The sequence below is a fragment of the Paraburkholderia solisilvae genome (genome assembly GCF_902859875.1).
GTDB classification, from domain to species: Bacteria; Pseudomonadota; Gammaproteobacteria; order Burkholderiales; family Burkholderiaceae; genus Paraburkholderia; species Paraburkholderia solisilvae.
In genome coordinates, this window is record NZ_CADIKF010000013.1 from 1 (window position 1) to 24072 (window position 24072).

Sequence of the window (24072 nt, forward strand, 5' to 3'; positions counted from 1 at the left end):
CTCGCGGGCCGGCACGCCCTGCGCCTCGAGTCCGGCTTCGACGTTCTGCAGCACCGTGAGCCACGGAAACAGCGCGAACGTCTGGAACACCATCGCGACGCCTTCGGCCGGGCCCGCAAGCGGCTTGCCCATATACGTGACTTCGCCGTCGGTCGGCTCGATTAGCCCGGCGATGATGCGCAACAGCGTCGACTTGCCCGAGCCCGAGCGGCCCAGCAGGCCGACGATCTCGCCTTCGCGCAGCGACAGGTTCGCGTCGTCGAGCACGAGCAGTTCGCCCTGCGTCTTGTTGAACCCGCGGCAGACGTCCTTGACGCGCAGGATCTCGTCGCCGAGGCGCGGCGGCATCGGCGGCGTCTGGATCGGCGCCGCAGTAGCGGCTTTGGGGTTTTGCATCGCGTTTTGCCTTCAGTTGCAATCAATCGAGCCGCAGTCGCGATTCGGCATACGCGTACAGCGGACGCCACAGCAACCGGTTGAACAGGGTCACGAACAGGGACATCACCGCGATGCCCAGGATGATTTTCGGGTAGTCGCCGGCTTCCGTGTTCTGCGCGATATAGGCGCCCAGGCCATGTGCGGCGAGCCGCGTATGGCCCCACTGCACGAACTCGGCGACGATGCTCGCGTTCCACGCGCCGCCCGATGCGGTGATCGCGCCCGTGATGTAGTACGGGAACACGCCCGGCAGCATCGCCTGGCGCCACCACTGCCAGCCGCGAATGCGGAAGTTCTTCGCCGCTTCCCGATAGTCGTTCGGGTACGAACTCGCACCCGCGATCACGTTGAACAGGATATACCACTGCGTGCCGAGCACGATCAGCGGCGACAGCCAGATATCCGGGTTCAGGTGGAAGCGCACGATGCCGATCACGAACACCGGGAACAGCAGATTCGCCGGGAATGCGGCAAGAAACTGCGCGAGCGGCTGGATCTTTTCCGCGAGCGCAGGCCGCAGCCCGATCAGCACGCCGAGCGGCACCCAGATCACCGATGCGATCGCGATCAGCACGACCACGCGCAGCAGTGTGATGAGCCCCATCACCAGCACATGCCCGATTTCGTCGAGCGACACGCCGGTGCGAACATAAGCGACGACGCGATACAGCACGTACACGGTGACGAGCAGCACGACGAGCGCCCAGAGCGCGTCGCTGATGCGCCGCGACGTGCCGCTCGGCGCGGACGGAAAGCGCATCGGCCCCATCGGCGACAGCCGCATCGGCACGCGCGCCGCGCGCGCGAAGCACCAGCCGAGCGGCACCAGCAACCGGTGAATCAGGCGCGTGCGGCGAATCAGATCGAGCAGCCACGACTCGGGGGCGTCGCCCGAGCTGGTGGTTTCCATGCGGAACTTGTCGGCCCATGCGACGAGCGGGCGGAACAGCAACTGATCGTAAAGCAGGATCACGATGGTCATCGTCAGGATCACCCAGCCGATCGCGTGCAGATTCTGCTCGGCGATCGCCTGCGCGAGATAGGCGCCGATGCCGGGCAAGGTGATCGTATGGTTGCCGACCGTAATCGCCTCCGACGCGACGACGAAAAACCAGCCGCCGGACATCGACATCATCATGTTCCACACGAGGCCCGGCATCGAGAACGGCACCTCGAGCTTCCAGAAGCGCTGCCACCACGTCAGGTGAAAGCCGCGCGAGACCTCATCCAGATCGCGCGGCACCGTGCGCAGCGACTGATAGAAGCTGAACGTCATGTTCCAGGCCTGGCTCGTGAAGATCGCGAAGATCGCCGCGAGCTCCGCGCCCAGCACGCGCGACGGCACCAGCGCGAGGAAGAACGTGACCGTAAACGAAATGTAGCCGAGCACCGGCACCGACTGCAGGATGTCGAGAATCGGCACCAGCACCTGCCCCGCGCGCCGGCTCTTGGCGGCGAGCGTGCCGTAAATCAGCGTGAACGCGAGCGACGCGACCATCGCCGCGAGCATGCGCAGCGTCGTGCGCATCGCGTACTCGGGCAGGTTCGCCGGGTCGAGCGAGATCGCCTGGGTCTGCAGCGTCGAAATCGGCGCCATCGTTTCGTGAAAGCCGATCGCGGCCATCGCGATCGCGCAGATGATCAGCGGGAACGCGACAAAGTCCCAGCGATTGGGCAGCACCCGCCACGCCGACGCGTTGGCAGTGCGATTCAGATTGAAGCTGAAGAGATCCATCAGGCTCCCTCGCCGTGTGTGACGATCCGGGTCGCGCCGAAGCGCGTGCGGCAACGCGGCAATCGGTCCGGAAAGCTGAAATCAAGCATGACAAAACGCATGGGCGCGGTAATCGTTGGCGTTTGGAGGCGGGGCGGACCGATGGCAGACCTGATGGACCGCGGCGCGTCGCGCCGGGTGCATCGGATGCCCGGCGCATGCTCCGCCGCTGGCGCCGCCCATCGCCTGCTGGCGAGGGTTGGCGAGCTTTCCCTATTTTGGACGGCACGACAGTACTACAACCAGCATGACAGGCACAACCGTCGACACGCGGATATCGGGGACACGGCGTATCGCGCGGCGCCAAACCGTCGCGCGCAAGCCACAGCGCCTGGCGGCGCACCCTATTCAGAAACGCCGCCCGCAAGCCGATAAGAAATTTGCAAGACCGGGCAAGGCCCAAGCGTGCAAATTCCGGACTGGCAGTGTGCCGCGCGACGGTTAAAATCTGAAAGCGGCCCGGCGGCGCATTGCCCCGTGGAGCTGGCCTCATCCGGCGAGCCGCACGGCACATCACGAGCAAAGCGGCCCGGTGCCGGCGTGTTGCAACGAATGACCTTGCCGCATGTAACACATGGACGGATCAGAGGGTCGATGAAACGGACAACCTTGCGCCAGGCGGTCGGGCCGGCCAGTTTCGTACTGGTCGCGCTGGTTTGCTGGTTCGCGTCCGGTCTCGTCGCGGACCGGATGGTCCAGCAGGAGCTGGACGCGGCGCTGCGCCAGCAGCGTCAGATGTCGTCGTCGATCGTCTACAACATGGCCGAGGTCATCGCGAGCGACCTCGCGATGTCGCGCGCCATTCCCGCCACGATGGCCGAACTGGGCGTGATCCAGCAGGCGCTGTCGCACGCGGGCAATTACGCCGTGCTCGGTCCGGACACGGTGCCGTCGCATCGCGGCGAACTGCTGGGCATGCCGGAGCTTGCCGCCGTCAACAATTTCCTGCATGACGCGCAAGGGTTTTCCGGGCTCGACATCATCTGGCTCGTCAATGCCAATGGACTGTGCGTGGCCGCGAGCAATGCGCAAAGTCCGCAAACGTTCATCGGCCTCGACATGCGCGGGCGCAGCTATCTGACCAACGCGCTGCTCGGCGCGTTCGGCGAAGCGTACGGCGTCGGGCGCATGAGCGGCGAGCCGGGCATCTTCATTTCCGCGCCGGTCTACGACGACGGGCTGCTGGTCGGCGCGATCGTCGCGAAGGTCGGCATCGCGCGCTTGCGCCATTGGGTCGCGCACGCGGGCACGTTCGTCACCGACGACAACGGCGTGATCATCATGGCGCATAACGCAACGCTCGAAGGCGAAGCGATGCCGAATTCGCGCGTCACGCAGATGAGCGCCGCCGAACGCATGACCACCTATCACCGCGAAGTGTTTCCGGCCGTGCAGATCGAACCGGTCGCGCGCGTCGTGCGGCGCGATGCGCCGTGGGTGCCCGACGCCATCGCCACGCAGTTGTTCGACATGCCGGGCCAGGCGATTCCGACGCTGTATCAGTCGAGAAGCGGCCTGAACTCGGGGCTTTCCGCGCATCTCGTCGATCCGTTGGCCGCATGGAACGAGCTGCTGCGCAACCATAAGCGCGACCATATGCTGGTGTTTCTGACGCTCGCGGGCACGGTCTCGCTCGCGTGGGTGATCACCGTGTCGTATCTGCGCGAGCGCCGTCACCATCGCGCGACGCGCGATCTCGCCGAACAGCTGCAGGCCGCCAATACGCTGCTGTCCGCCGAAGCGCGCCATGATGCGCTGACGGGCGCGCTGTCGCGCCGCTACTTCCTCGATCTGCTGCGACACGAGATCGATCGCGCGCACGCGACCGGCGAACCGCTTTGCATGGCGATCGCCGACCTCGATCACTTCAAGCAGATCAACGACCGCTTCGGCCACGCGGCGGGCGATCGCGCGCTCGAGCATTTCGTCGACACCTGCCGCGCCGAGCTGCGCGGCAGCGATGCGATCGGGCGCCTCGGCGGCGAAGAGTTCGGCATCCTGCTGCCGGCAACGTCGCTCGGCGCCGGACTCGAAGTGGTCGAGCGGCTGCGCGTCGGCCTGAAGGCGATGCCGTGCGCGAAGCTGCCGGCCACCGCGGGTTTGAGCGTGAGCATCGGCATTACCGAACTGTCGCCGGAAGACCAGCCGGAACGCATCGTCAGCCGCGCGGACCAGGCGCTCTATGCGGCGAAGTCGGGCGGGCGCGATCGCAGCAAGGCGGTTCCGCCCGACGATACGGCGCCACCCGCCCGCACACCGGCTACCGCGCTCTAGACCCCGCCCGCCGTCCGCCCCTTTCACGCGTCAATGTACGCTAACCGCTGTCGAGCCCGGAACGACAGGGTATGATGAACCGGAGGCTTACATCCGAAGATATTGACCGCCGTTTTGCCGGGAGGCTCGCATGAAGGGAAATCTGGTGATCGTCTGCCGCGATCAGGATGCTGACGCGTTCGACCATCTGCTCGCCGAATATGGCGCATTTCAGACGCGGCTGTCGTCGACCGCCTGGTATCTGAAGCTCGACGCTTCACCGGAGACCGTGCAGGAAGAAATACTCGCGCGCCTCGGCAAATACACGACGCACTATATTTTCGAAGCGGAGACTGTGACGTGGAACACCGTCGATAGCGAAGCGGCGGCCGCGCTCAATACGCTGTTTACCGAATAGCCGGCTTCACCACACGCTTTCCGACGCGGACGCCGCGCGCGATACCACTTCCAGCGGAAACGTCATCAGCACGCGCAGACCGTGCCCGTCGTGATTGCCGATTTCCCATGTGCCGCCGGCGCGCCGCACGAGCCGCTCGACAATCGCAAGGCCGAGGCCGCTGTGGCCGTTGCCGCCGCGCGCCGGGTCGAGCCGCACGAAAGGCCGCGCCGCATTGATCAGATCCTGCGCGGCAATGCCGCTGCCGTGGTCGCTGATCGACAGCACATAGCCTTCCCCGCTGCGCGCGGTCGCCACGACGACCGGCGGCGCGCCGTACGCGTGCGCGTTATCGAGCAGGTTCGACAGAATGCGATCGAGTGTCGCCGCCGGCAACCTGAAACCGGGACCGGCGGTCAGATCGGTCTGCACGCCGTGCGAGCCCGGCGCGACCGCGCGGTAGCTGCGCACCACGCGTTCGCATTGCGCGTCCACTTCGACCGGCTCGCTGCGGTCCGCGCCGTCATGCGCGAACACGAGAAACTGGTCGACGATATGCGTCATCGAGTCGACGTCGCGCACGACGCCGTCGCGCATCTTCGGCTCTTCCATCATCTCGGCGCGCAGCCGCAGCCGCGCAAGCGGCGTCTTCAGATCGTGCGCGACACCCGCGAGCATCACCGCGCGATCGTTCTCGGTCCGCGCGACCTCCTGCACCATCTGATTGAAACCGTGCGTGAGCTGCCGCAACTCGCGCGGCCCGCGCTCGCGCACCGGCGGCACCGGCAAGCCGCGGCCGAAACGCGCGACCGCCTGCGCGAGCGAACGCAGCGGCTGCTGCAACTGCCATGCGGCAAAGAGCGCCGCCATCACGCCCGCGGAAAAGATGATGGTGAGCCACAGCACCATCCGGTCGAGCGAGCGCGGCGGCCGCAACGGCTGCACCGGTACGACGATCCAGTTGGGATCGTTCACGGACTTCACCCATAGCGTCGGCGGCTTGCCCGGCAAACCGACGCGCACCTGCGTCGAGTCCGGCATGCGGTCGCGCACGTCGTCGACGAAGCGGTCCAACGGCACCGGCAGATCGGCGTTGACCGGCGGTACATCCGCGCTCGTCGGATCGACGAGGCGCACGCGCGACGGCAACGGCTGATCGGGCGTGCGCTGCACGTGCTGACGCACCGCGTCGACGAGGAACGCGGCTTCTTCGACCGCGTAGCGCGTTTGCAGATTGCTGCGCTCGAGGCGGATCAACGCGTACCACGCGAAATGCGACACGAACAACACGCCGACGACGAGCAGCGCCAGCCTGCCGAACAGCGAATCAATGGGACGCCGCATGTTGCTCGCCATCCGGTACGAAGACGTAACCGCGCCCGCGCACAGTCTGGATAAAACGCGGCACGGACGGATCGGTCTCGAGAATCCGCCGCAGACGCCAGACCTGCACGTCGATCCCGCGGTCGGTGCCGTCGTACTCCGGACCATGCAGCAGTTCGAGCAGGCGTTCGCGCGTCAGCGTGCGCATCGGATGATTGACGAAGATCTTGAGCAGCGCGAACTCGCTGCCCGACAGCGTGAGCGGCCTGCCTTCGAGGCTCAGCGTGCGCGACTGGAAGTCGAGCGTGAAGCGGCCGAACGAAAACGGCTCGCGCTGCTCGGGCGCGGCCGCCGACGGCATCGTGCGGCGCCGCCGCAACACCGCCTGCACGCGCGCGAGCAGTTCGCGCGGATTGAACGGCTTGCCGAGATAGTCATCCGCGCCGAGTTCGAGACCGACGATGCGATCGACATCGTCCGCGCGGGCCGTGAGCATGATCACCGGGATATCGTCGCCGGATGCGCGCAGCTTGCGCAGCGCGGTCAACCCGTCGACGCCCGGCATCATCAGGTCGAGCACGATCAGATCAGGACGCTCGCGTTCGAGGCGGCGCTCGAGCGAGCCGGCATCGTGCAGCACGGAAACCTCGATGCCCTGGCGCGCCAGATAATCGCGCAGCAGATCGCGGAGTTCGACGTCGTCGTCGACGACAAGAATTTGAGTAGCCATGGCTTGCAGTTTAACGCGCAGCCGGAGCCTGTCTTGTGCAACTGGCCCCGAAAAGGGTTACGGGGTGTTACGGCGAAAGGCGTGAGTAATGTCGCGTAACAGCACGCATTATCCGCGTAACACGGCCGGAACTGCGCCCCTTTACGCTGTGCGTTACCGAATGCGGACCCGCACACGTCGTGACGGCCGCTCGTCGGATGTCACCTGGGAGCACTGCAAATGTCCAACGTCGCTAAAAAGACTTCTCGCTTTCTCGCCATCGCCGCCGCGTCGCTTGCGATCGGCGTCGGCGCCGCCTATGCCGCTCAACCTTCGGGGCCGGACGGCATGGGCCACGGCGGTCCGGGCGGATGGCACCACCACTTCAAGGAGGAACTCAACAAGCTGCACGGTCAACTGCATCTGAACGCGGATCAGGAAAAGCTGTGGCAAACCGCGCTCGATACGATGAAGCAGAACCGCGAGGCGATGCGCGCGAGCCGCAAGCAGATGCACGAGCAGTTCAAGTCGATGCAGCAGCAACCGATCCTCGACCTGAACGCGATGCACGATGCGCATCAGAAAATCGAGCAGCAGAACGCGCAATTGCGCGAGCAGACCTCGGCTGCATGGCTCAACTTCTATAACAGCCTGAACGACCAGCAGAAGACCACGGTCAGCACCGCGCTCAAGCAGCATTTCGCGCAAATGGAAAAGCGCCACGAGAAGATGCGTGAGCACTGGCAGCATCAGCACGGCGATGCCGCGGCGTCGGCCGCGAAGCCGTAAGGCTGTCGCGTTGTGCGAGCGGCGCACGTCGTGATCGATTGACGGATAGCGGTCGCGGCGTCGCGCGCGGCGGGCGATGAGTCGCCAACGCGCTCATGCGCCGGCCGCAGCCGGCCTCGCTTCGATGCACGCCACGGCGTTGCGGTGCCGTGGCGTTTGCTATCGCTCTTCTTTGCCGCCGCTCTTCTTTGCCGCCGCTCTATTTGCTTCTGTTGCCTTTGCTTTGCCAATGGCGCGTGTGCCGTTATCGCTTTCAACGCTGTTGCGCTGCCATGGCCGTTGCGCGCTCACCGTCTTCCCCGCTCTCGCGTCACGTCCGGACGCTTCCCCTCTTCGCCTCTTCCCATCTTCACCGCCGCGCCTGACTTCACGCACCGGTGCGATTTTCCGACGCCGCCTCGTCAACACGCACGTTGCCCGACTCGCGGCCTCTTTCGCCCTTCCCTACACGCCTCCGATATCGCAGCGGGCAAACCACCGCCGCGTCTCTACGCGTTTGACCGGCTAGCGCGCAACGCCGCTTCGGGTAAAATACCGCCCTTTTGCGCGACCGGCGCAGGCGAAGTTCGGGGAATTCACGCGAAGCCGCTCATTTTTGGCCGCCTAGAATAGCGTCGGCCGGACCTTGGGCATGGCTTGCCCCGGGCGTTCGTGCCCCGGGCCTTCGTCCGCGCGCGAGGACAACGGCGGCCGTTCGCGCCCGACGCACGCCGCAACGAACGACGGCAGTCAACCACGGCCGATCCGCGACGATCGATGACAGGAGAAACATGAAGAAGCTCGCACTGTGCGTAGCGCTTGCCGCCATCGGCATGAGCGCGATAGCGAACGAGCGCAGCACGCTTGGAGACGACCCCGCGACCGGCTTGCACGAGAACGGCGCCGCGCTGAAAGCGATGGTCGACCACGCGCTGTCGTCGTCCCGCAAGGACGACCCATCGCCCCGTTCCGGCAGACACGACTTCGATATCGACGGACAACCGGCACGGTAAGTGAAACAGCAAGCGCGTGTCGGCTAGCGCACATTGGCTCGGGGCAGGCCCGAATGGGCTGTGCATCGGGCCACGTTATACAGTCGGAAAAAGCGCTGCGGGCCGGCGACGGTCAGGCAGTCATTTGCACAGCGATGCGCCCCACGCGGCGCGGCGCGCACGGGGTCCGCTCCGGCCGCCGCATCGCCTGAGCCCACCGCGTCTTTTGCGGCGCGCACGGCGCGCCGTCAAGGACCCACTATGCTTCTGCAAGGCTACGGCCCGCTGATTCTGTCGGGCACGTTCCAGACGATCAAGCTCGCGATTCTGTCGCTCGCGCTCGCATTCCTGCTCGGCCTGCTCGGCGCGGCGGCGAAACTGTCGAGGAATCGGCTGTCGCACGGTATCGGCACGCTCTACACGACGCTCGTGCGCGGCGTGCCCGACCTCGTGCTGATGCTGCTGCTCTTCTACAGCATCCAGATCTGGCTGAACAACCTGACCGACCTGCTCGGCTGGGATCAGATCGACATCGATCCGTTCGTCGCCGGCGTCGCCGTGCTCGGCTTTATCTACGGCGCGTACTTCACCGAGACATTCCGCGGCGCGTTCCTCTCGGTGCCGCGCGGCCAGCTCGAAGCGGGCGCCGCGTACGGCATGACCGGCTGGCAGGTGTTCTCGCGCATCATGTTTCCGCAGATGATGCGCTTCGCATTGCCCGGCATCGGCAACAACTGGCAGGTGATGGTCAAGGCGACCGCGCTCGTCTCGATCATCGGTCTCGCCGACGTCGTGAAAGCGTCGCAGGACGCCGGCAAAGGCACGCTGCGTTTCTTCTTCTTCACGTTGCTCGCAGGCGCGATCTATCTCGCGATCACCACCGTGTCGAACTTCGTGCTGATGTACCTCGAAAGGCGCTACTCGAGCGGCGTGCGAAAGGCAGAACTATGATCGAGCTGATCCAGGAATACTGGCGCAACTATCTGTATACCGACGGCTATCGTTTTACCGGTGTCGCCATCACGCTGTGGCTGCTGGTCGTGTCGATCGGATTGGGCTTCTGTCTGTCGGTGCCGCTCGCGGTCGCGCGCGTATCGAAGAAAAAATGGCTCTCCACCTCGGTGTGGCTGTATACGTATGTGTTTCGCGGCACACCGTTGTATGTGCAACTACTGCTCTGCTATACCGGGCTCTACAGCCTCGAAGTGGTCCGCTCGCATGAGTTGACCAATGCGTTTTTCCGCGACGGCATGCACTGCACGCTGCTCGCGTTCACGCTGAACACCTGCGCGTACACCACCGAAATCTTCGCCGGCGCGATCAAGGCGACGCCGTACGGCGAAATCGAAGCGGCGCGCGCCTACGGGATGTCGCCGTTCACGCTGTATCGCCGCGTGATACTGCCGTCGGCGCTGCGCCGCGCGCTGCCGTACTACAGCAACGAAGTGATCCTGATGCTGCACGCGACCACCGTCGCATTCACCGCGACCGTGCCCGACATCCTGAAGATCGCGCGCGACGTGAACTCGGCAACCTACCGCTCGTTCGATGCGTTCGGTATTGCCGCGCTGCTCTATCTGACCATTTCGTTCGGGCTCGTGTGGCTGTTTCGCCGCGCCGAGCGCCGCTGGCTCGCCTACCTGCGCCCACAAGGCAAATAAGAGCAACAAGGCCACGCAAGACGTGCCAATCGGGCCGTGCATGCCGGCCGCCAAGGATTCTGATGAACACCCTTTCCCCGATGCTTTTCGTCGACAACCTGCATAAGAAGTACGGCGACAACGAAGTCCTCAAAGGCGTCTCGCTGAAGGCGAAACGCGGCGACGTGATCAGCGTGATCGGCTCGTCCGGTTCAGGCAAGAGCACGATGCTCCGTTGCATCAATTTTCTCGAACAGCCGAATCAGGGCCGCATTTTCGTCGACGGCGAAGAGATGCGCACCGCACAGGACAAGGCCGGTGCGCTGCGCGTGGCCGACCCCAAGCAGTTGCAACGGATGCGCACGCGCCTGTCGATGGTGTTCCAGCATTTCAACCTGTGGACGCACATGACAGTGCTCGAGAACATCATCGAAGCGCCGCTGCATGTGCTTGGACTGTCGCGCAAGGAAGCGGAACAACGCGCGCGTACGTATCTGGAGAAAGTCGGACTCGCGCCGCGGCTCGAGAAACAATATCCGTCGCACCTGTCCGGCGGCCAGCAGCAGCGCGTCGCGATCGCCCGCGCGCTGACGATGAACCCGGACGTGATGCTGTTCGACGAGCCGACCTCCGCGCTCGACCCGGAACTCGTCGGCGAAGTGCTGAAGGTGATGCAGACGCTCGCCGAGGAAGGCCGCACGATGATCGTCGTCACGCATGAAATGGCATTTGCGCGCAACGTGTCGAATCACGTGATGTTCCTGCATCAAGGGCGCGTCGAAGAAGAAGGCCACCCTTCCGACGTATTCGGGAATACCAAAAGCGAACGGCTGAAGCAGTTTCTCGCGGGCAGCCTCAAATAAATTCGAATTGCATGTCGTTCGTGTAGCATTACAAGGCGCTTACGCGCCTTTTTTATTGCCGGAAAGCCCCGCCAGGCGGGCCTCGAAAAGATTCGGCATCCCAACATATGCACGCTATAAGCGCATGCCGCCGCTTACTCCCGACGATTTCCAGCGTCAATAGTGGCAATCCTTGACCCACCCTGCGTTAAACCATGAATCCCTTGCTGAGCAAGGATTGACGAGGGGTTTGGCAATCAATTCGGTGTCCTCCTGTCACAAGCGTATTGCAATTTGGAGACATCTCTACTGCAAGCCTCGAATTTGTTCGCCACGTTCGGGTATTTTTGCTAAATTAGTAACGAAAGTAGCAAAACGAAGTTCATTAAAAGTAGTTTCACTTCAAAGCGAACAGGACATAACACACAGGAGATACCGGTCGGCGAGGATCGGCAAGACGCCCGGACGGCCGCAACAAGGCTGCGCGCGCCAGGAGACATCGATCATTCCCGAATCACCCCCGTATCTCACTGCATAAAGGTTTCCTGTCCGGCGCCACTCGCGTCCGGATACCACTCGCAGTACTGGTTTTACTTTTGACAGGGTATGGAGGAGAAGATGAAGAAAGCTTTGCTCGCCGCATCGCTGCTGACTATCGGCGTTGCTGCGCACGCACAGAGCAGCGTGACGCTGTACGGGCGTCTCGACGCTGGTCTCGAAGCCATGTGGGGCGTGCCGACCGGCACCGGCGCCAATGGCCAGGCAACCGACAGCTCGCACCGTTTCCGCGCGGAAAGCGGCGACTGGGGTACCAGCCTCTGGGGCTTGAAGGGTGCTGAAGACCTCGGCGCCGGCTACAAGGCGGTGTTCCAGTTGGAAGGCTCCTTCAACACGATGACCGGTCAAGGCCCGGGCAACAACGGTCTCTTCAATCGCTGGGCAACCGTCGGTGTCGCAAGCGACCAGTACGGTACCCTGCTCCTCGGCCGCGAACTCTACATCGCCAACGGCGTGTGGGACTTCGATCCGTTCGGTCAGTCGAACTGGTCGTCGGCGTCGCTGGTGCGTGGCCGCAACTGGCCGCAATCGAGCAACAACATTTCGTACCAGTCGCCGAAGATCGCGGGCTTTGACTTCTACGGTCAATATGCGCTGTCGAACGCCACGAACTGGAACGGTAACGGCACGACGCCGCAAGGCCGTGAAGGTGGTGCGCAGATCACCTACACGTCGTCGCTGTTCCAGGTGCGCGGTATCTATGACGAAATCCGCAACCCGGGCAACGGTATGCTCGGCGGCGCGTACAACGCGCTCAACGGCGGTACGGCCAACCCGGACAACAGCAACGGTAACGGTGTCTACGCTTACTCGCGCGAGTATTCGGCGATGGTCAACGTGTTCCTGGGCCAGTTCAAGATCCAGGGCGCTTACCAGGCAATCCGTTCGTCGGGCATGACGGGCCAGCTGCCGGGCCAGCCGACCACGCTTGATCACGAATGGGGCGGTGTGACGTGGCAAGCCACGCCGGCGGCCGCGCTTATCGCGGCGGTCTACCACGTGAACGGCAACAACGGCGCGGGCAATGCGACGATCTACACGGTTGGCGGTTCGTACAACCTGTCCAAGCGCACGCTGCTGGACATCCAGGTCGCCACGGTGCAGAACAGCAAGACGGCGAACTACGGCCTGAACGCGAACAACTTCGGCGATGCGACCGCGACGGACAACCCGCTCGTCGGCCACAGCCAGTCGGGCGTGTACGCCGGTATCCAGCACTCGTTCTAATCGAACGTTGCGAATACAACAGATTTAGCTAGAGAACAGTTTTCACGCTGCTGCGAGAGGCGCGTATCGGTGCGATGTCCGCAAGGGTATCGCACCGTTTTTTCATGGGGGCGCCGCAAGTCCGCACCGCGCGATGCGACGCGCAACCCGCGGCTGTTCCCGTTACACCGCCGCTTCGTTCTCTTCGCCGGTGCGAATGCGGATCACACGCTCGACATCCGCGACAAAGATCTTGCCGTCGCCGATCTTGCCGGTGCGCGCGGCGCCGATGATCGCATCGATCACCTGGTCGGTCTGATCGTTCGCGACCACGACTTCGATCTTCACCTTCGGCAGAAAATCCACCACATATTCGGCGCCGCGATACAGCTCGGTATGCCCTTTCTGGCGTCCGAATCCTTTTACTTCAGTGACGGTCAGTCCCGTCAGGCCCACTTCCGCGAGCGCCTCGCGCACTTCGTCGAGCTTGAATGGTTTGATGACTGCGGTGATGCGTTTCATGGCGAGCCTCGTTGTGGTTCGAAAATGACAAAATCCAGGATCGTGTTTTGATTCTACGCCGCGCCGGACACATTACCAGCACGGTGGCGCACACTCGCGGCGCTCAATGCGCGCCGTTTCCGGCATTTATTCGAGCGGTTCCGTGTAGCGGGACGTGATCGGATAACGCCAGTCGCGGCCAAACGCGCGATGCGTGACGCGAATGCCGATCGGCGCCTGACGGCGTTTGTATTCGTTGATCTTGATCAAGCGTGTCACGCGCTTCACGTCGTCCGGCGCGAATCCGGCGGCCACGATTTCCGCGAGCGACCGGTCTTCCTCCATATACATCCGCATGATCGCATCGAGCGTGTCGTACGGCGGCAGGCTGTCCTGGTCGGTCTGGTTCTCGCGCAACTCCGCGGAAGGCGCGCGCGTCAGGATGCGTTCCGGGATGACGTCCTGCTTCGCAAACGCGGTGGCCGCGTTGCGATAGTGGCATAACCGGTAGACCAGAGTCTTCGCGATGTCCTTGATCACCGCGAAGCCGCCGGCCATATCGCCGTACAGCGTGCAGTAGCCGACCGCCATCTCGCTCTTGTTGCCGGTGGTCAGCACGAGCGAGCCGAACTTGTTCGACAGCGCCATCAGCAGCGTGCCGCGAATGCGCGCCTGGATGTTTTCCTCGGTCGCGTCTTCGGCGCGGCCCGCGAACTCGTCCGCGAGCGACGTGCGAAATGCATCGAACATCGGCGCGATCGCGATCTCGTCGTAACGCACGCCGACGCGCCGCGCCATATCGGCCGCATCGGTGGTCGAAATATCGGCCGTGTAGCGCGACGGCATCATCACTGCGCGCACGCGCTCGGGCCCGAGCGCATCGCACGCGACGGCGAGCACCAGCGCCGAGTCCACGCCGCCCGACAGGCCGATGATCGCGCCCGGAAAACCGTTCTTGTTGATGTAATCGCGCACGCCGAGCACGAGCGCCGCATAGACCTGCGCTTCGACCGATAGCTCCGGTGCGCGCGCCGTTGCGAGCGGCCGCGCGCCGTCGAATTCGACGATCGCATGACCTTCCTCGAACTGCGGCATCTTCGCGACGATCTCGCCTGCCGCGTCGAGCACGAACGAGCCGCCGTCGAACACCAGCTCGTCCTGCGCGCCGACCATGTTCACATAGACCATCGGCAACCCGGTCTCACGAATCCGCGCACGCAGGATATCGATGCGCACCGCTTCCTTGTTCATGTGGTACGGCGAGCCGTTCGGCACCAGCAGCACCTGCGCGCCGGCCGCCTTCGCGAGTTGCGCGGCGGACGCGTGCCACACGTCCTCGCAGATCACCACGCCGTACCTCACGCCGTCGAGCTCGAACACGAACGGCTGCGGATCGGACGCGAAATAGCGTTTTTCGTCGAATACCTCGGTGTTCGGCAGATCCTGCTTCAGATAGGTGCCCGCCACCGCGCCGTCGACGATCAGCGATGCCGCATTGTAGGTGTCCACCGGCGGCAGGCCGCGCTCGATCGGCGCGTTTGCATTACCATGGCCGTGCGCCACGTCGCGATGCGGATGGCCGACCACCACGTGCAGCCCCGCGAAAGGTTTCAGTTGCGCGGCGAGGTCGGCCAGCGCCGCGGCGCTCGCGGCATAGAACGCGGGCCGCAGCAGCAGGTCTTCCGGCGGATAACCGGACAGCGCAAGCTCCGGCGCGACGAGCAGCGTCGCACCATCGCTGTGCGCGGCGCGCGCCGCGGCGACGATCTTCGCGACGTTGCCGGCGAAATCGCCGACGGTCACATTGAGTTGGGCAAGAGCAATGCGGGTCTTCATGAGGTCTTCGTGACAGGATCGGGACAAGCCTGCCGCTTGCCGCGAATGGGGGTTGCGGGTCGCGGCACGGCGAGCGGCCTGATACGCTGGAACAGGGCGTTGCGCGTGGCCCGACGGCGGCCCGGCAACGGCGGCGGCAGCACAAGCTGGGGCCGCACACGCCCGGCAACGCAGTCGCGGCAACACGCGCGACACAGGTTAAACACACGGCACGCCGCTCGCGCGGCGCGCCCGATCGGATCGGGAACGGTCAAGCAGATTGAATCAGGAACGTTTTGATTATCTCACGGGCATTCTGGCGTCGCCGCTCGAAGTGGATGCCGCCGAATGGAACGCGCTGCTCGCGCGCCAGGCTCAGCCGACGCCGTTCTTGCGGCACGAGTTCCTGAGCGCGCTGCACACGGCGCGTTGCGCGGTGCCCGACAGCGGTTGGGCGCCGCAATTCGTCACGCTGACCGACCCGGCGAGCGGACGGCTCGCCGCGGCCGCGCCGGTGTATCTGAAGGGACACTCGTACGGCGAGTATGTGTTCGACTGGGCATGGGCCGATGCGTACAAGCGCAACGGCCTCGCGTACTACCCGAAGCTGCTGTGCGCGGTGCCGTTCACGCCGGTGCAGGGCACCCGGCTGATGGCGCACGACGAGCGCGCGCTGCGTCATCTGGCGGCCACGCTCGTTGCGTTCGCCGAACAGGCGGATGTCTCGTCGCTGCACGTGCTGTTTCCAACCGATGCCGAAGCGAACGCGCTGACCGAACTCGGCATGATGCAGCGCGAAGGCGTGCAGTTTCACTGGCTCAACGACGGCTATCGCGACTTCGACGAATTTCTCTCGACGCTCGAGCAGAAAAAGCGCAAGAACATCCGCGCGGAGCGCCGCAAGGTGCGCGAGGCGGGCGTCACGTTCCGCCGCATGGTGGGCGAGGATATCTCCGACGCGGACTGGCGCTTCTTCAGCAAGTGCTATCGGCAAACGTATCGCGAACACTTCTCGAGCCCTTACCTGAACCTGGACTTCTTCCGCATGATCGGCGAATCGATGCCGGAGAACCTGATGATGGTGATCGCCGAAGCGGACGGCAAGCCGATCGCGAGCTCGCTCGTGGTGTACCAGCGCGACCGCCTGACCGGCGGCACGCTATACGGCCGCTACTGGGGCGCGCTCGAACATGTGCCGTGTCTGCACTTCGAGACCGCGTACTATCAGCCGCTCGAGTTCTGCATCGAAGCCGGGCTCGCGGTATTCGAAGGCGGCGCGCAGGGCGAGCACAAGATGGCGCGCGGCTTTATGCCGACCGTCACGCGCTCCGCGCACTGGCTCGCGCATCCGGCCTTCTCCGATGCGGTCGCGAACTTTCTCGACAACGAGAAGAACCATATTCACGCGTATGTCGACGAACTGCGCGAGCACAATCCGTTCAAGGACTGACACCCAAGGCGGGGACGACACCGTGACGCGCACGACGCCGTGGTTCCTTTATCTGATCGAATGCGATGACGGCAGTGTCTACACCGGCATTGCCGTCGATGTCGCCGCACGCTTCGACAAGCATCTGAGCGGCACGGGCGCGCGCTACACACGCTCGCGCAAGCCGCTGCGCGTGCTCGCATCGTTCGAACTCGCGGACCGCGCGAGCGCATCGCGTGCCGAGTATTGGGTGAAGCGTCTGCCGCCCGCCGGCAAACGCGCGCTCGCAGCCGGCGCGCGCTCGCTCGAATCGGTGCTGCCCGTGCCGGCTCCGGCGCCCGACGGCGAAGCCGACGCCGCATGAAAAAACCGCGCGGCCCTTGCGAGCGTGCGCGGTTTTGCTACCCCTACGGCGAAATGCTTTGAAGCTTGAACGCGCTGCCGCCAGCATGGCAGCAGTCGCAGTCGCCTTTACTTCTTGTAGTTCGCGGCGCCGTCGGTAATTTCCTTGTGCGCGGCATCGACGCCCGCCCACCCTTCGACCTTCACCCACTTGCCCTTTTCGAGCGCCTTGTACTGTTCAAAGAAATGCTTGATCTGATCTTTCAGATAGCCGGGCACGTCGTCGATCGATTTCATATGCGCGGTCATCGGGCAGATCTTGTCGTGCGGCACGGCGATCAGCTTTGCATCGACGCCGGATTCGTCGGTCATCTGCAGCATGCCGAGCGCGCGGGCGCGCACGACTGAGCCCGCGAGCAGCGGAAACGGCGTGATCACCAGCACGTCGACCGGGTCGCCATCGCCGGAGAGCGTCTGCGGAATGAAGCCGTAGTTCGCCGGATAACGCATGCCGGTGCCGATGAAACGGTCGACCACGAGCAAGCCCAGATCCTTGTCGGCTTCGTACTTCACCGGATCGCTTTGCGCGGGGATTTCGATGATGACGTTGAAGTCTTGCGGCAGATCCTTGCCGGGAGGAACATTGTTGAAGCTCATGGCTGCTCTCTGGTGAAATGAAAAACGGGACATGGCGCCCGGCACATCGACATGCACCGGCCTGCACCTGCGCCGGCACGCATCGACCGCCTTCGACGCGCATCGCGAGCCGCTCGCATCAGGCCGGGCGCCGCGGGACTGCGCCATTATAGCCAATCGGCCGCTGCCGCCTGCGTGCGTTCGGCGCGATAATCGCCGTATCGGCTGGCCGGTGCGTCGGGGTTGCGTGGCGATTGCGTGGCGATTGCGTTGTGATTGCGCCGCAGTTTCGTTGCGGTTTCGCCGCGGTTTCGTTTTTGCGCCGCTCGTTGCGCATCGGGCTGCGTTGCGATGCATCATCACGCAGTCGGCGTTCGCAATCGGGTCCCATTCGCCGTTGTTACTGCGGTCGTTACTGCGCTTCTTACCGCTGCGATCGCCGTTGCCGGAGCTCACGCCCGGCCAGCCGCTTCAAACGCCCGCACAAAAGCCGTTCCGCTCTACCCGTTTCGGGCACCATCGTCGTGCCGCCAATCATCTCTTTGCACAAGGAGCATGTATGGAAGAAGCGAAACACTTCATCGGCAATGAATGGTCCGCGCCGGCGGGCGGCGACACGTTCGCGGTGATCGATCCGTCGGACGGTCAGCCGTTCGCGCGTCTCGCGCGCGGCAACGCCGCCGATATCGACCAGGCGGTCGCCGCCGCGCGCCGCGCATTCGACGGCGCGTGGGGCGCCTTGAGCGCCGCCGAACGCGGCCGTCTGCTCTATCGCCTCGCGTTGCGGGTCGGCGCCTGCCACGAAGAGCTCGCGCAGCTCGAAGCGCGCGACACCGGCAAACCGCTGCGCCAGGCGCGCGCAGACGCCGCGGCCCTCGCCCGCTACTTCGAGTTCTACGCGGGCGCCGCCGACAAGCTGCACGGCGAAACGCTGCCGTACCAGTCCGGCTACACGGTGTTCACGATCCGCGAGCCGCATGGCGTGACCGGCCACATCGTGCCGTGGAACTACCCAATGCAGATTTTCGGCCGCAGCGCGGGCGCGGCGCTCGCCGCCGGCAACGCGTGCGTCGTCAAGCCGGCCGAGGACGCGTGCCTGTCAGTGCTGCGCGTCGCCGGACTGGCGGCCGAGGCGGGTCTGCCCGCGGGCGCGCTGAATATCGTGACCGGCTATGGACACGAGGCAGGAGCGGCACTCGCGCGGCATCCGGGCATCGACCACATCTCGTTTACCGGTTCGCCCGAAACCGGCAAGCTCGTCACGCAGATGGCCGCTGAAAACCATGTGCCGGTCACGCTCGAACTCGGCGGCAAGTCGCCGCAAATCGTGTTCGCCGATGCGGACTTCGACGCCGCGCTGCCGGCGCTCGTGTCCGCGATCGTGCAGAACGCAGGGCAAACATGCTCGGCCGGCAGCCGCGTGCTGATCGAGCGCGCCGCGTACGAACCGCTGCTCGACCGGCTCGCGAGCGCGTTCAGTGCGCTGCGCGTCGGACCGTCGCATGCGGATCCCGATTGCGGGCCGCTGATCAGCGCGAAGCAGCAGCAGCGCGTGTGGGACTTTCTGTCCGACGCGCAACACGACAACATCGCGATGGCGGCGCAAGGCCAGGTGATGCCCGAAGCACCGGAATCCGGCTTCTATCAGGCGCCGACGCTGCTGCGAGACGTGCCGCCGGGGCATCGGCTCGCGCGCGAGGAAGTGTTCGGCCCGGTGCTCGCCGCGCTGCCGTTCGCCGACGAGGACGACGCGCTGACGCTGGCGAACGGCACGCCATATGGGCTCGTCGCGGGTGTCTGGACGCGCGATGGCGCACGGCAATTGCGCGTCGCGCGGCGGCTGCGATCGGGTCAGGTGTTTATCAACAACTATGGCGCGGGGGGCGGCGTCGAGTTGCCGTTCGGCGGCGTCAAGCATTCGGGGCACGGGCGCGAGAAGGGCTTCGAAGCGCTATATGGGTTCACTGTCCTGAAGACGGTCGCGATCCGGCACGGTTGAGTGCGGGCAACCTGAGTGCGACAAACATAAGCAACACCGAACAGGCAACACCGCAGCACCACAAACAATATCGGAGACATCATGCGGCTGACAGGCAAAACCGCCGTCGTCACGGGCGCGGGCTCGGGCTTCGGCGAAGGCATTGCAAAAACGTACGCGCGCGAAGGCGCGAATATCGTCGTCAACGATCTGAACGGCGCCGCCGCCGAACGTGTCGCCAGCGAAATCGCGCTCGCGGGCGGCAAGGCGATTGCGGTGACCGGCGACATCACACGCGGCGACGACTGGCGAACGCTGCGCGAAGCGGCGCTCGAAGACTTCGGCAGCGTGCAGATCGTCGTCAACAACGCGGGCACCACGCATCGCAACAAACCGGTGCTCGAAGTCAGCGAGAGCGAATTCGACCGCGTGTATGCGGTGAACGTCAAAGGCCTCTACTGGAGCGTGCGCGAGTTCGTTCCGTATTTCCGCGAGCGCGGCGGCGGCGTGTTTATCAATATCGCGTCGACCGCCGGTATCCGGCCGCGGCCCGGACTCGTCTGGTACAACGGCAGCAAGGGCGCGGTGATCGTCGCGAGCAAATCGCTCGCGGTCGAACTCGGCGCGGACCGCATCCGCGTGAATTGCGTGAACCCGGTGATCGGCGAGACCGCGCTGCTGCCCGAATTCATGGGCGTGGACGATACGCCGGAAAACCGCGCCCGATTTCTCGCGACCATTCCGCTTGGCCGGTTCTCGACCCCGCAGGATGTCGCAAACGCGTGCCTGTATCTCGCGTCCGACGAGGCGGCGTTCATCACCGGCGTGTGTCTCGAAGTGGACGGCGGACGCTGCGTTTAAGGCGCGGTGCGTTGCGGCGCGCGGCATCGGCCGCGTTTTTCGTTGCGCCGTTTTCCATACAAGAACGACGAGACATCATGGCCAGTCCGGCCAATCCGCTGCACCCACCCAGGCGGGTTGTTGGCCGTCAGCGTGCCGACGTGGCTAGTGAGCCGATCGCGCAAAAAAGCCCGGCGGCCTCATCGAGGAACACCGGGCTGTGCGAATGCGGATCGTGCCTGAAACGGCGCCGCTCACACCACATTCATCGCGAGCGCGCTCTCGCGATAATGCTCGCTCGCCTTCGCCGCATCGCCCAACTGTTCGTGCAGGCGCGCGAGCGCGCGATGCGAACGGATTTTCAGCGGCTCGTTGTCGGCCAGCTTCAGCGCGGCTTCGAGGAACGCCTGCGCCTTGCCCCACAGTTGCTGATGCAGACACAACCGGCCGAGCGTGAACATCAGATCGGCGTCGTCCGGACGCTCCTTCTGCCATCCTTCGGCCTTCTGGATCAGCGGCAGTGCATCGCCGCCGCCCGCGGTATCCGGATAACGGCGCAACAGGCGCGCGTCCCAGTTCTGCGCGAGCCCCTCCTCGACGATCTTGCGCGCATCCTGCGGCCGGTTCAGCGTGACTAGCAGTTCCGCGGCGAGATCCGCAAGACGCGGCGAATGCCGCTCGGCGGGCGACAGCGAATTCCATAGCTCGAGCAGCGCGTCGGCATTGTGGCGCCGGTCGCGCAGCAGATTCTCCGCGGCCAGCTGGCGCAGCCGCACCGCGACCGCCGGATGAATCGCCTCGCGCTTTTCCAGCGTCTTCACGAGCTTCAGCACTTCGCCCCAGTTCTTCAACTGCTGCTGCGCGCGCAGCGCGATCTGCTGCGCGTGAATGCGCCGGCCGCCCTGCGATTGAATCTCGAGCAGCGCCGCAAGCGCGCCGTCCGCGTCGCGGCCGTCCGCGCGCATATCGGCGGTCGCCATCAGGCGCGCGTCCTGCCAGTCGGGCGCATCGATCTTCGCGAGCCATTCGTCGCGGCGCGCATATTCGTGCATCCGATGCGCGGCGTTGGCCGCGATCAGCCCGGCCGCGCCGCGGTTCGCGTCATGCGCGAGCGAATCGCGCGCCGCTTTCTCGGCACGCGAAAAACGCCCCGCGTACAGGTTGCCGATCGCATCGCGCAGCGCCGCTTGCGCCTTCACGACGCGCGAGCGCGCGCGATACGCGGCGACGCGCTGCGGCATGCGCCAGATATTGCGGATGATGCGCGTTGCCGCATAGAGCACGATAAACACGACCACCAGCGCGACGATAAACAGATTCAGCGAGATATCGACGCGATACGGCGGATAGACGAGCAGCACCTGCCCGGTGTCGAAGCGCCCGGCAAGCGCGAACACGACCGCGATCACGAACAGCAAGGCGAGCCACAGCAGTCCTCGAATCGCCATCGTCAACTCCGGCTACGGTATTGATGCACGGCTTGCAGGCTCGTGTCGAGGTTCGGCACCTCGACCGCGCCCGATGCGTTGTCGACGTCCTTCACGAGGTCGCGCACGGTCTGCGTGTTCTTCGACGACGCGTCGAAGTAATGCGCGAGCGCCGCATCGGCGGCGCGCAGATCCGAGCGCAGCGTCGTCTGGTTGCGCGCGAGCAGCGCGAGGCGCGCAGACAGGAGGCGCAGCTTCAGGTTCTCGCGCAGGAAGTAGCCCTGGTCGGGCGCGACCATCATCGCGTCCGCATTGTCGACGCGGCGCACCTGCACGAGGCTCGCGAGCTGCTGACCGATGCCGGATACGAAGCCCTGCCACCACACCCTCCAGCGCGGCTCGCCGGTTGCGGCCGCAACCTTTTCGGCGTCGGCCGGCGTGGACGCGTGCGGCGTCGCATGCGCGATCGGCGCCTCGCCGGCAAGCGGCAGGCTGTCGACCATTTCGATCGCGTTGTCGAGCTTGATCGCCAGGCCGCTCAGATCGGTGGACGGCGCGGCCTTCAGCTTGTCGATGTCCTGACCGATCGCCTTGCGCACCGCGAGCGCCTGCGGGCTATCCGATGCGGCAAGGCGCGTATCGGCGCTCTGCAGCGCGAAGAGGGCCAGTTGCGTGTTGCCGGTGAGCTGCAGCTGCTCGCTCGCGCTCGACAGCATCTGGCCGACTTCGGCCATCGTCCAGTCGTCGCGATTGCGCGCGAGATCCGCGTATTGCTGTTGCAGCGCCTGCTGCGCGTTCTGCGCGTCCGCCAGCTTGCCTTCGAGCTGCGACATCTGCGTATCGACCGCGCGCACGGTGGCGAGCGCCTGGTCGCTCTTCACGCGCAGTTCGGCGGTTTGCGCGTCGTTGATCTGCTGGCGCTTCGTCAATTCCTGATCGAGGCGGATCAGCTTGCGGTTCAGCGCAAGCCCGCCGGCCACCGCGGCGCACAGCACCACGACGATAACGAACCACAGCAATCCGGTCCCGCCGCGGCGACGCGGCTGCTGCGCCTCATAGGGCGTGAACGGCTGGTTCGGCGGCAGCGTCGGAGCGGCCGCCGGCGGCGAGGAAGAGTTCGTGGATGCGTTCGAATCAGTCATTCGTTGTTGAGCCGGGTTGGTCTGAACCGGTTGATCGGTGGGCGCGACGGCGGACAGCAACGCGCGGGCGATTCGCTCATCGCCCGCGCCGGACACCGTAATGCTATCAAAACCCAATCCCCGCGCGGTTTCCGCGATACGAGGATGCGGCGCGACGAACGGCGTGCGCTTCAATTGCGCGAGCTCGCCGGCGGTCAGATGATCGCGCGCAAGTTCGCTCAGATTGCGCACGCCCTCGGAGCTCGTGACGAGCCATACGTGCGGGTTGGCGTGCGCTCCGCCCGCGAGCAGCGTATGAATGCGTTCCCATGTGTCGACCGACGGCTCCGGCACGATGCGCCGGTACGCGGCGACCGCATCGACTTCGGCGCCCGCTTCGCGCAGGCGCTCCGCGAGCCATTCGCGGCCGCCGTCGCCGCGCACGATCAGCACGCGCTTGCCGTCGAGCGCATTCACGCCGAGCGTGGCTTCGAGCGCCGCATAGAGCCCTTCGGAATCGAAGCGCGCGCTGCCGTCGCCGTTGCCGTCGCTGGCGTCGCCGCTCTGCGTCGCCGGGCTGATCACCTGGTACGCGGGCGCCGCGACGCCGTGCCGCGCCAGCGCCGCGACACTGCCCGGACCGACTACGCCGACCGGCAGCGCATGCGGCCAGATCGACTTGAAGCGCGCAAACGCGTAGTCGATCGCGTTCGGCGACACGAACACGACCCATGCATAGTTCGCGAGCGCGGCCAACGCGGCGGTGAGCGGGCCATCGTCGGCCACGGGCGCGATGTCGATCAACGGGAAGTCGACGGTGGCCACGCCGGCTGCCTCAAGTTGCGCGGCCAAGGCCGCCGACTGGCCGGCCGGCCGCGTCAGCACCACGGTCGGATGGCGCGCGGTCCTGGTATCTCGAGCCGCGCGGCGGTCGTCGCGTTCAGGCGCCGCGCGTTGCGCGCCGCTTGCGCCGCCGCTTGCGCCGCCGGTGAACGACGCGTCGGGACGATGGTCGTGCGCGCCCGCCGCCATTACGCGTCCTCCGTGCCCGGACCGCACCTTGCGCGTCCGTTCGCAGGTCCG

The 24072-nt window shown here is 65.1% G+C and carries 21 protein-coding genes; 12 read left to right on the plus strand and 9 right to left on the minus strand.

Going from position 1 to position 24072, the window contains the following annotated elements:
* On the minus strand, positions 1 to 396 hold a 396-nt coding region (locus HV675_RS10280; RefSeq protein WP_175110797.1), incomplete at its 3' end, for an ATP-binding cassette domain-containing protein.
* 22 nt (positions 397 to 418) lie between these two features.
* The gene (locus HV675_RS10285) at positions 419 to 2173 is read right to left on the minus strand and encodes an ABC transporter permease (RefSeq protein WP_175110798.1); all 1755 of its coding nucleotides are present in this window, start codon (positions 2171 to 2173) and stop codon (positions 419 to 421) included.
* A 633-nt stretch (positions 2174 to 2806) separates the two neighbouring features.
* On the opposite strand from HV675_RS10285, the gene HV675_RS10290 reads away from it, so the two are divergent.
* Both HV675_RS10290 and HV675_RS10295 read left to right on the plus strand, forming a co-directional pair.
* Complete coding sequence (locus tag HV675_RS10290) at positions 2807 to 4486, plus strand: sensor domain-containing diguanylate cyclase (RefSeq protein ID WP_175110799.1); 1680 nt, start codon at positions 2807 to 2809, stop codon at positions 4484 to 4486.
* A 130-nt stretch (positions 4487 to 4616) separates the two neighbouring features.
* Positions 4617 to 4883 carry a double-stranded DNA-specific endonuclease gene (locus HV675_RS10295; protein WP_175110800.1) on the plus strand — a complete coding sequence of 89 codons (267 nt, stop codon included), beginning with the start codon at positions 4617 to 4619 and terminating at the stop codon, positions 4881 to 4883.
* Positions 4884 to 4889: 6 nt separating this feature from the next.
* Here HV675_RS10295 and HV675_RS10300 read toward each other — a convergent pair whose 3' ends face one another.
* Both HV675_RS10300 and HV675_RS10305 read right to left on the minus strand, forming a co-directional pair.
* Positions 4890 to 6206, minus strand: a complete 1317-nt coding sequence (locus HV675_RS10300; RefSeq protein WP_175110801.1) for an ATP-binding protein — start codon at positions 6204 to 6206, stop codon at positions 4890 to 4892.
* Positions 6190 to 6915, minus strand: coding sequence for a response regulator (locus tag HV675_RS10305; protein WP_175110802.1), 726 nt, complete (start codon positions 6913 to 6915; stop codon positions 6190 to 6192). The genes HV675_RS10300 and HV675_RS10305 overlap by 17 nt, the downstream gene beginning before the upstream one ends.
* 219 nt (positions 6916 to 7134) lie before the next feature.
* On the opposite strand from HV675_RS10305, the gene HV675_RS10310 reads away from it, so the two are divergent.
* The 6 genes from HV675_RS10310 to HV675_RS10335 all read left to right on the plus strand — a co-directional run bounded on the left by HV675_RS10310 (position 7135) and on the right by HV675_RS10335 (position 12921).
* The gene (locus HV675_RS10310) at positions 7135 to 7683 is read left to right on the plus strand and encodes a Spy/CpxP family protein refolding chaperone (RefSeq protein ID WP_175110803.1); all 549 of its coding nucleotides are present in this window, start codon (positions 7135 to 7137) and stop codon (positions 7681 to 7683) included.
* Between the two features lie 770 nt (positions 7684 to 8453).
* On the plus strand, positions 8454 to 8675 hold the full coding sequence (locus HV675_RS10315) for a hypothetical protein (RefSeq protein ID WP_175110804.1): 222 nt from the start codon (positions 8454 to 8456) through the stop codon (positions 8673 to 8675).
* 240 nt (positions 8676 to 8915) lie between these two features.
* Positions 8916 to 9605, plus strand: a complete 690-nt coding sequence (locus tag HV675_RS10320; protein ID WP_175110805.1) for an ABC transporter permease — start codon at positions 8916 to 8918, stop codon at positions 9603 to 9605.
* Positions 9602 to 10315, plus strand: coding sequence for an ABC transporter permease (locus HV675_RS10325; RefSeq protein WP_175110806.1), 714 nt, complete (start codon positions 9602 to 9604; stop codon positions 10313 to 10315). Before HV675_RS10320 ends, HV675_RS10325 begins: the two co-directional genes overlap by 4 nt.
* 62 nt (positions 10316 to 10377) lie before the next feature.
* The gene (locus HV675_RS10330) at positions 10378 to 11157 is read left to right on the plus strand and encodes an ABC transporter ATP-binding protein (RefSeq protein ID WP_281364014.1); all 780 of its coding nucleotides are present in this window, start codon (positions 10378 to 10380) and stop codon (positions 11155 to 11157) included.
* A gap of 597 nt (positions 11158 to 11754) precedes the next feature.
* On the plus strand, positions 11755 to 12921 hold the full coding sequence (locus HV675_RS10335; protein WP_175110807.1) for a porin: 1167 nt from the start codon (positions 11755 to 11757) through the stop codon (positions 12919 to 12921).
* A gap of 162 nt (positions 12922 to 13083) precedes the next feature.
* Here the strand turns inward: HV675_RS10335 and glnK are convergent, their stop codons facing one another.
* Complete coding sequence (gene glnK / locus HV675_RS10340; protein WP_061179489.1) at positions 13084 to 13422, minus strand: P-II family nitrogen regulator; 339 nt, start codon at positions 13420 to 13422, stop codon at positions 13084 to 13086.
* Positions 13423 to 13548: 126 nt separating this feature from the next.
* Positions 13549 to 15237: an NAD+ synthase gene (locus HV675_RS10345; protein WP_175110808.1), complete on the minus strand. Its 1689-nt coding sequence runs from the start codon at positions 15235 to 15237 to the stop codon at positions 13549 to 13551.
* A 259-nt stretch (positions 15238 to 15496) separates the two neighbouring features.
* On the opposite strand from HV675_RS10345, the gene HV675_RS10350 reads away from it, so the two are divergent.
* Together HV675_RS10350 and HV675_RS10355 are read left to right on the plus strand one after the other, a co-directional pair.
* Positions 15497 to 16666: a GNAT family N-acetyltransferase gene (locus HV675_RS10350; protein WP_175110809.1), complete on the plus strand. Its 1170-nt coding sequence runs from the start codon at positions 15497 to 15499 to the stop codon at positions 16664 to 16666.
* Between the two features lie 22 nt (positions 16667 to 16688).
* Entirely contained in the window at positions 16689 to 17009 is a 321-nt protein-coding gene (locus HV675_RS10355) for a GIY-YIG nuclease family protein (RefSeq protein ID WP_246270173.1), read from the plus strand.
* A 107-nt stretch (positions 17010 to 17116) separates the two neighbouring features.
* On the opposite strand, the gene ppa is transcribed toward HV675_RS10355, so the two are convergent.
* A complete protein-coding gene (gene ppa, locus HV675_RS10360; protein ID WP_175110811.1) occupies positions 17117 to 17644 on the minus strand; it encodes an inorganic diphosphatase in 528 nt (175 codons plus the stop codon).
* Between the two features lie 538 nt (positions 17645 to 18182).
* Between ppa and HV675_RS10365 the strand changes: the two genes are divergently transcribed.
* Complete coding sequence (locus HV675_RS10365) at positions 18183 to 19622, plus strand: aldehyde dehydrogenase family protein (RefSeq protein WP_175110812.1); 1440 nt, start codon at positions 18183 to 18185, stop codon at positions 19620 to 19622.
* An 81-nt stretch (positions 19623 to 19703) separates the two neighbouring features.
* Complete coding sequence (locus HV675_RS10370) at positions 19704 to 20462, plus strand: SDR family oxidoreductase (RefSeq protein WP_175110813.1); 759 nt, start codon at positions 19704 to 19706, stop codon at positions 20460 to 20462.
* A 233-nt stretch (positions 20463 to 20695) separates the two neighbouring features.
* On the opposite strand, the gene HV675_RS10375 is transcribed toward HV675_RS10370, so the two are convergent.
* Together HV675_RS10375 and hemDX are read right to left on the minus strand one after the other, a co-directional pair.
* A complete protein-coding gene (locus HV675_RS10375) occupies positions 20696 to 21889 on the minus strand; it encodes a heme biosynthesis protein HemY (protein WP_175110814.1) in 1194 nt (397 codons plus the stop codon).
* A 2-nt stretch (positions 21890 to 21891) separates the two neighbouring features.
* Entirely contained in the window at positions 21892 to 24021 is a 2130-nt protein-coding gene (gene hemDX / locus HV675_RS10380) for a fused uroporphyrinogen-III synthase HemD/membrane protein HemX (protein ID WP_175110815.1), read from the minus strand.
* Positions 24022 to 24072: the final 51 nt, after the last annotated feature.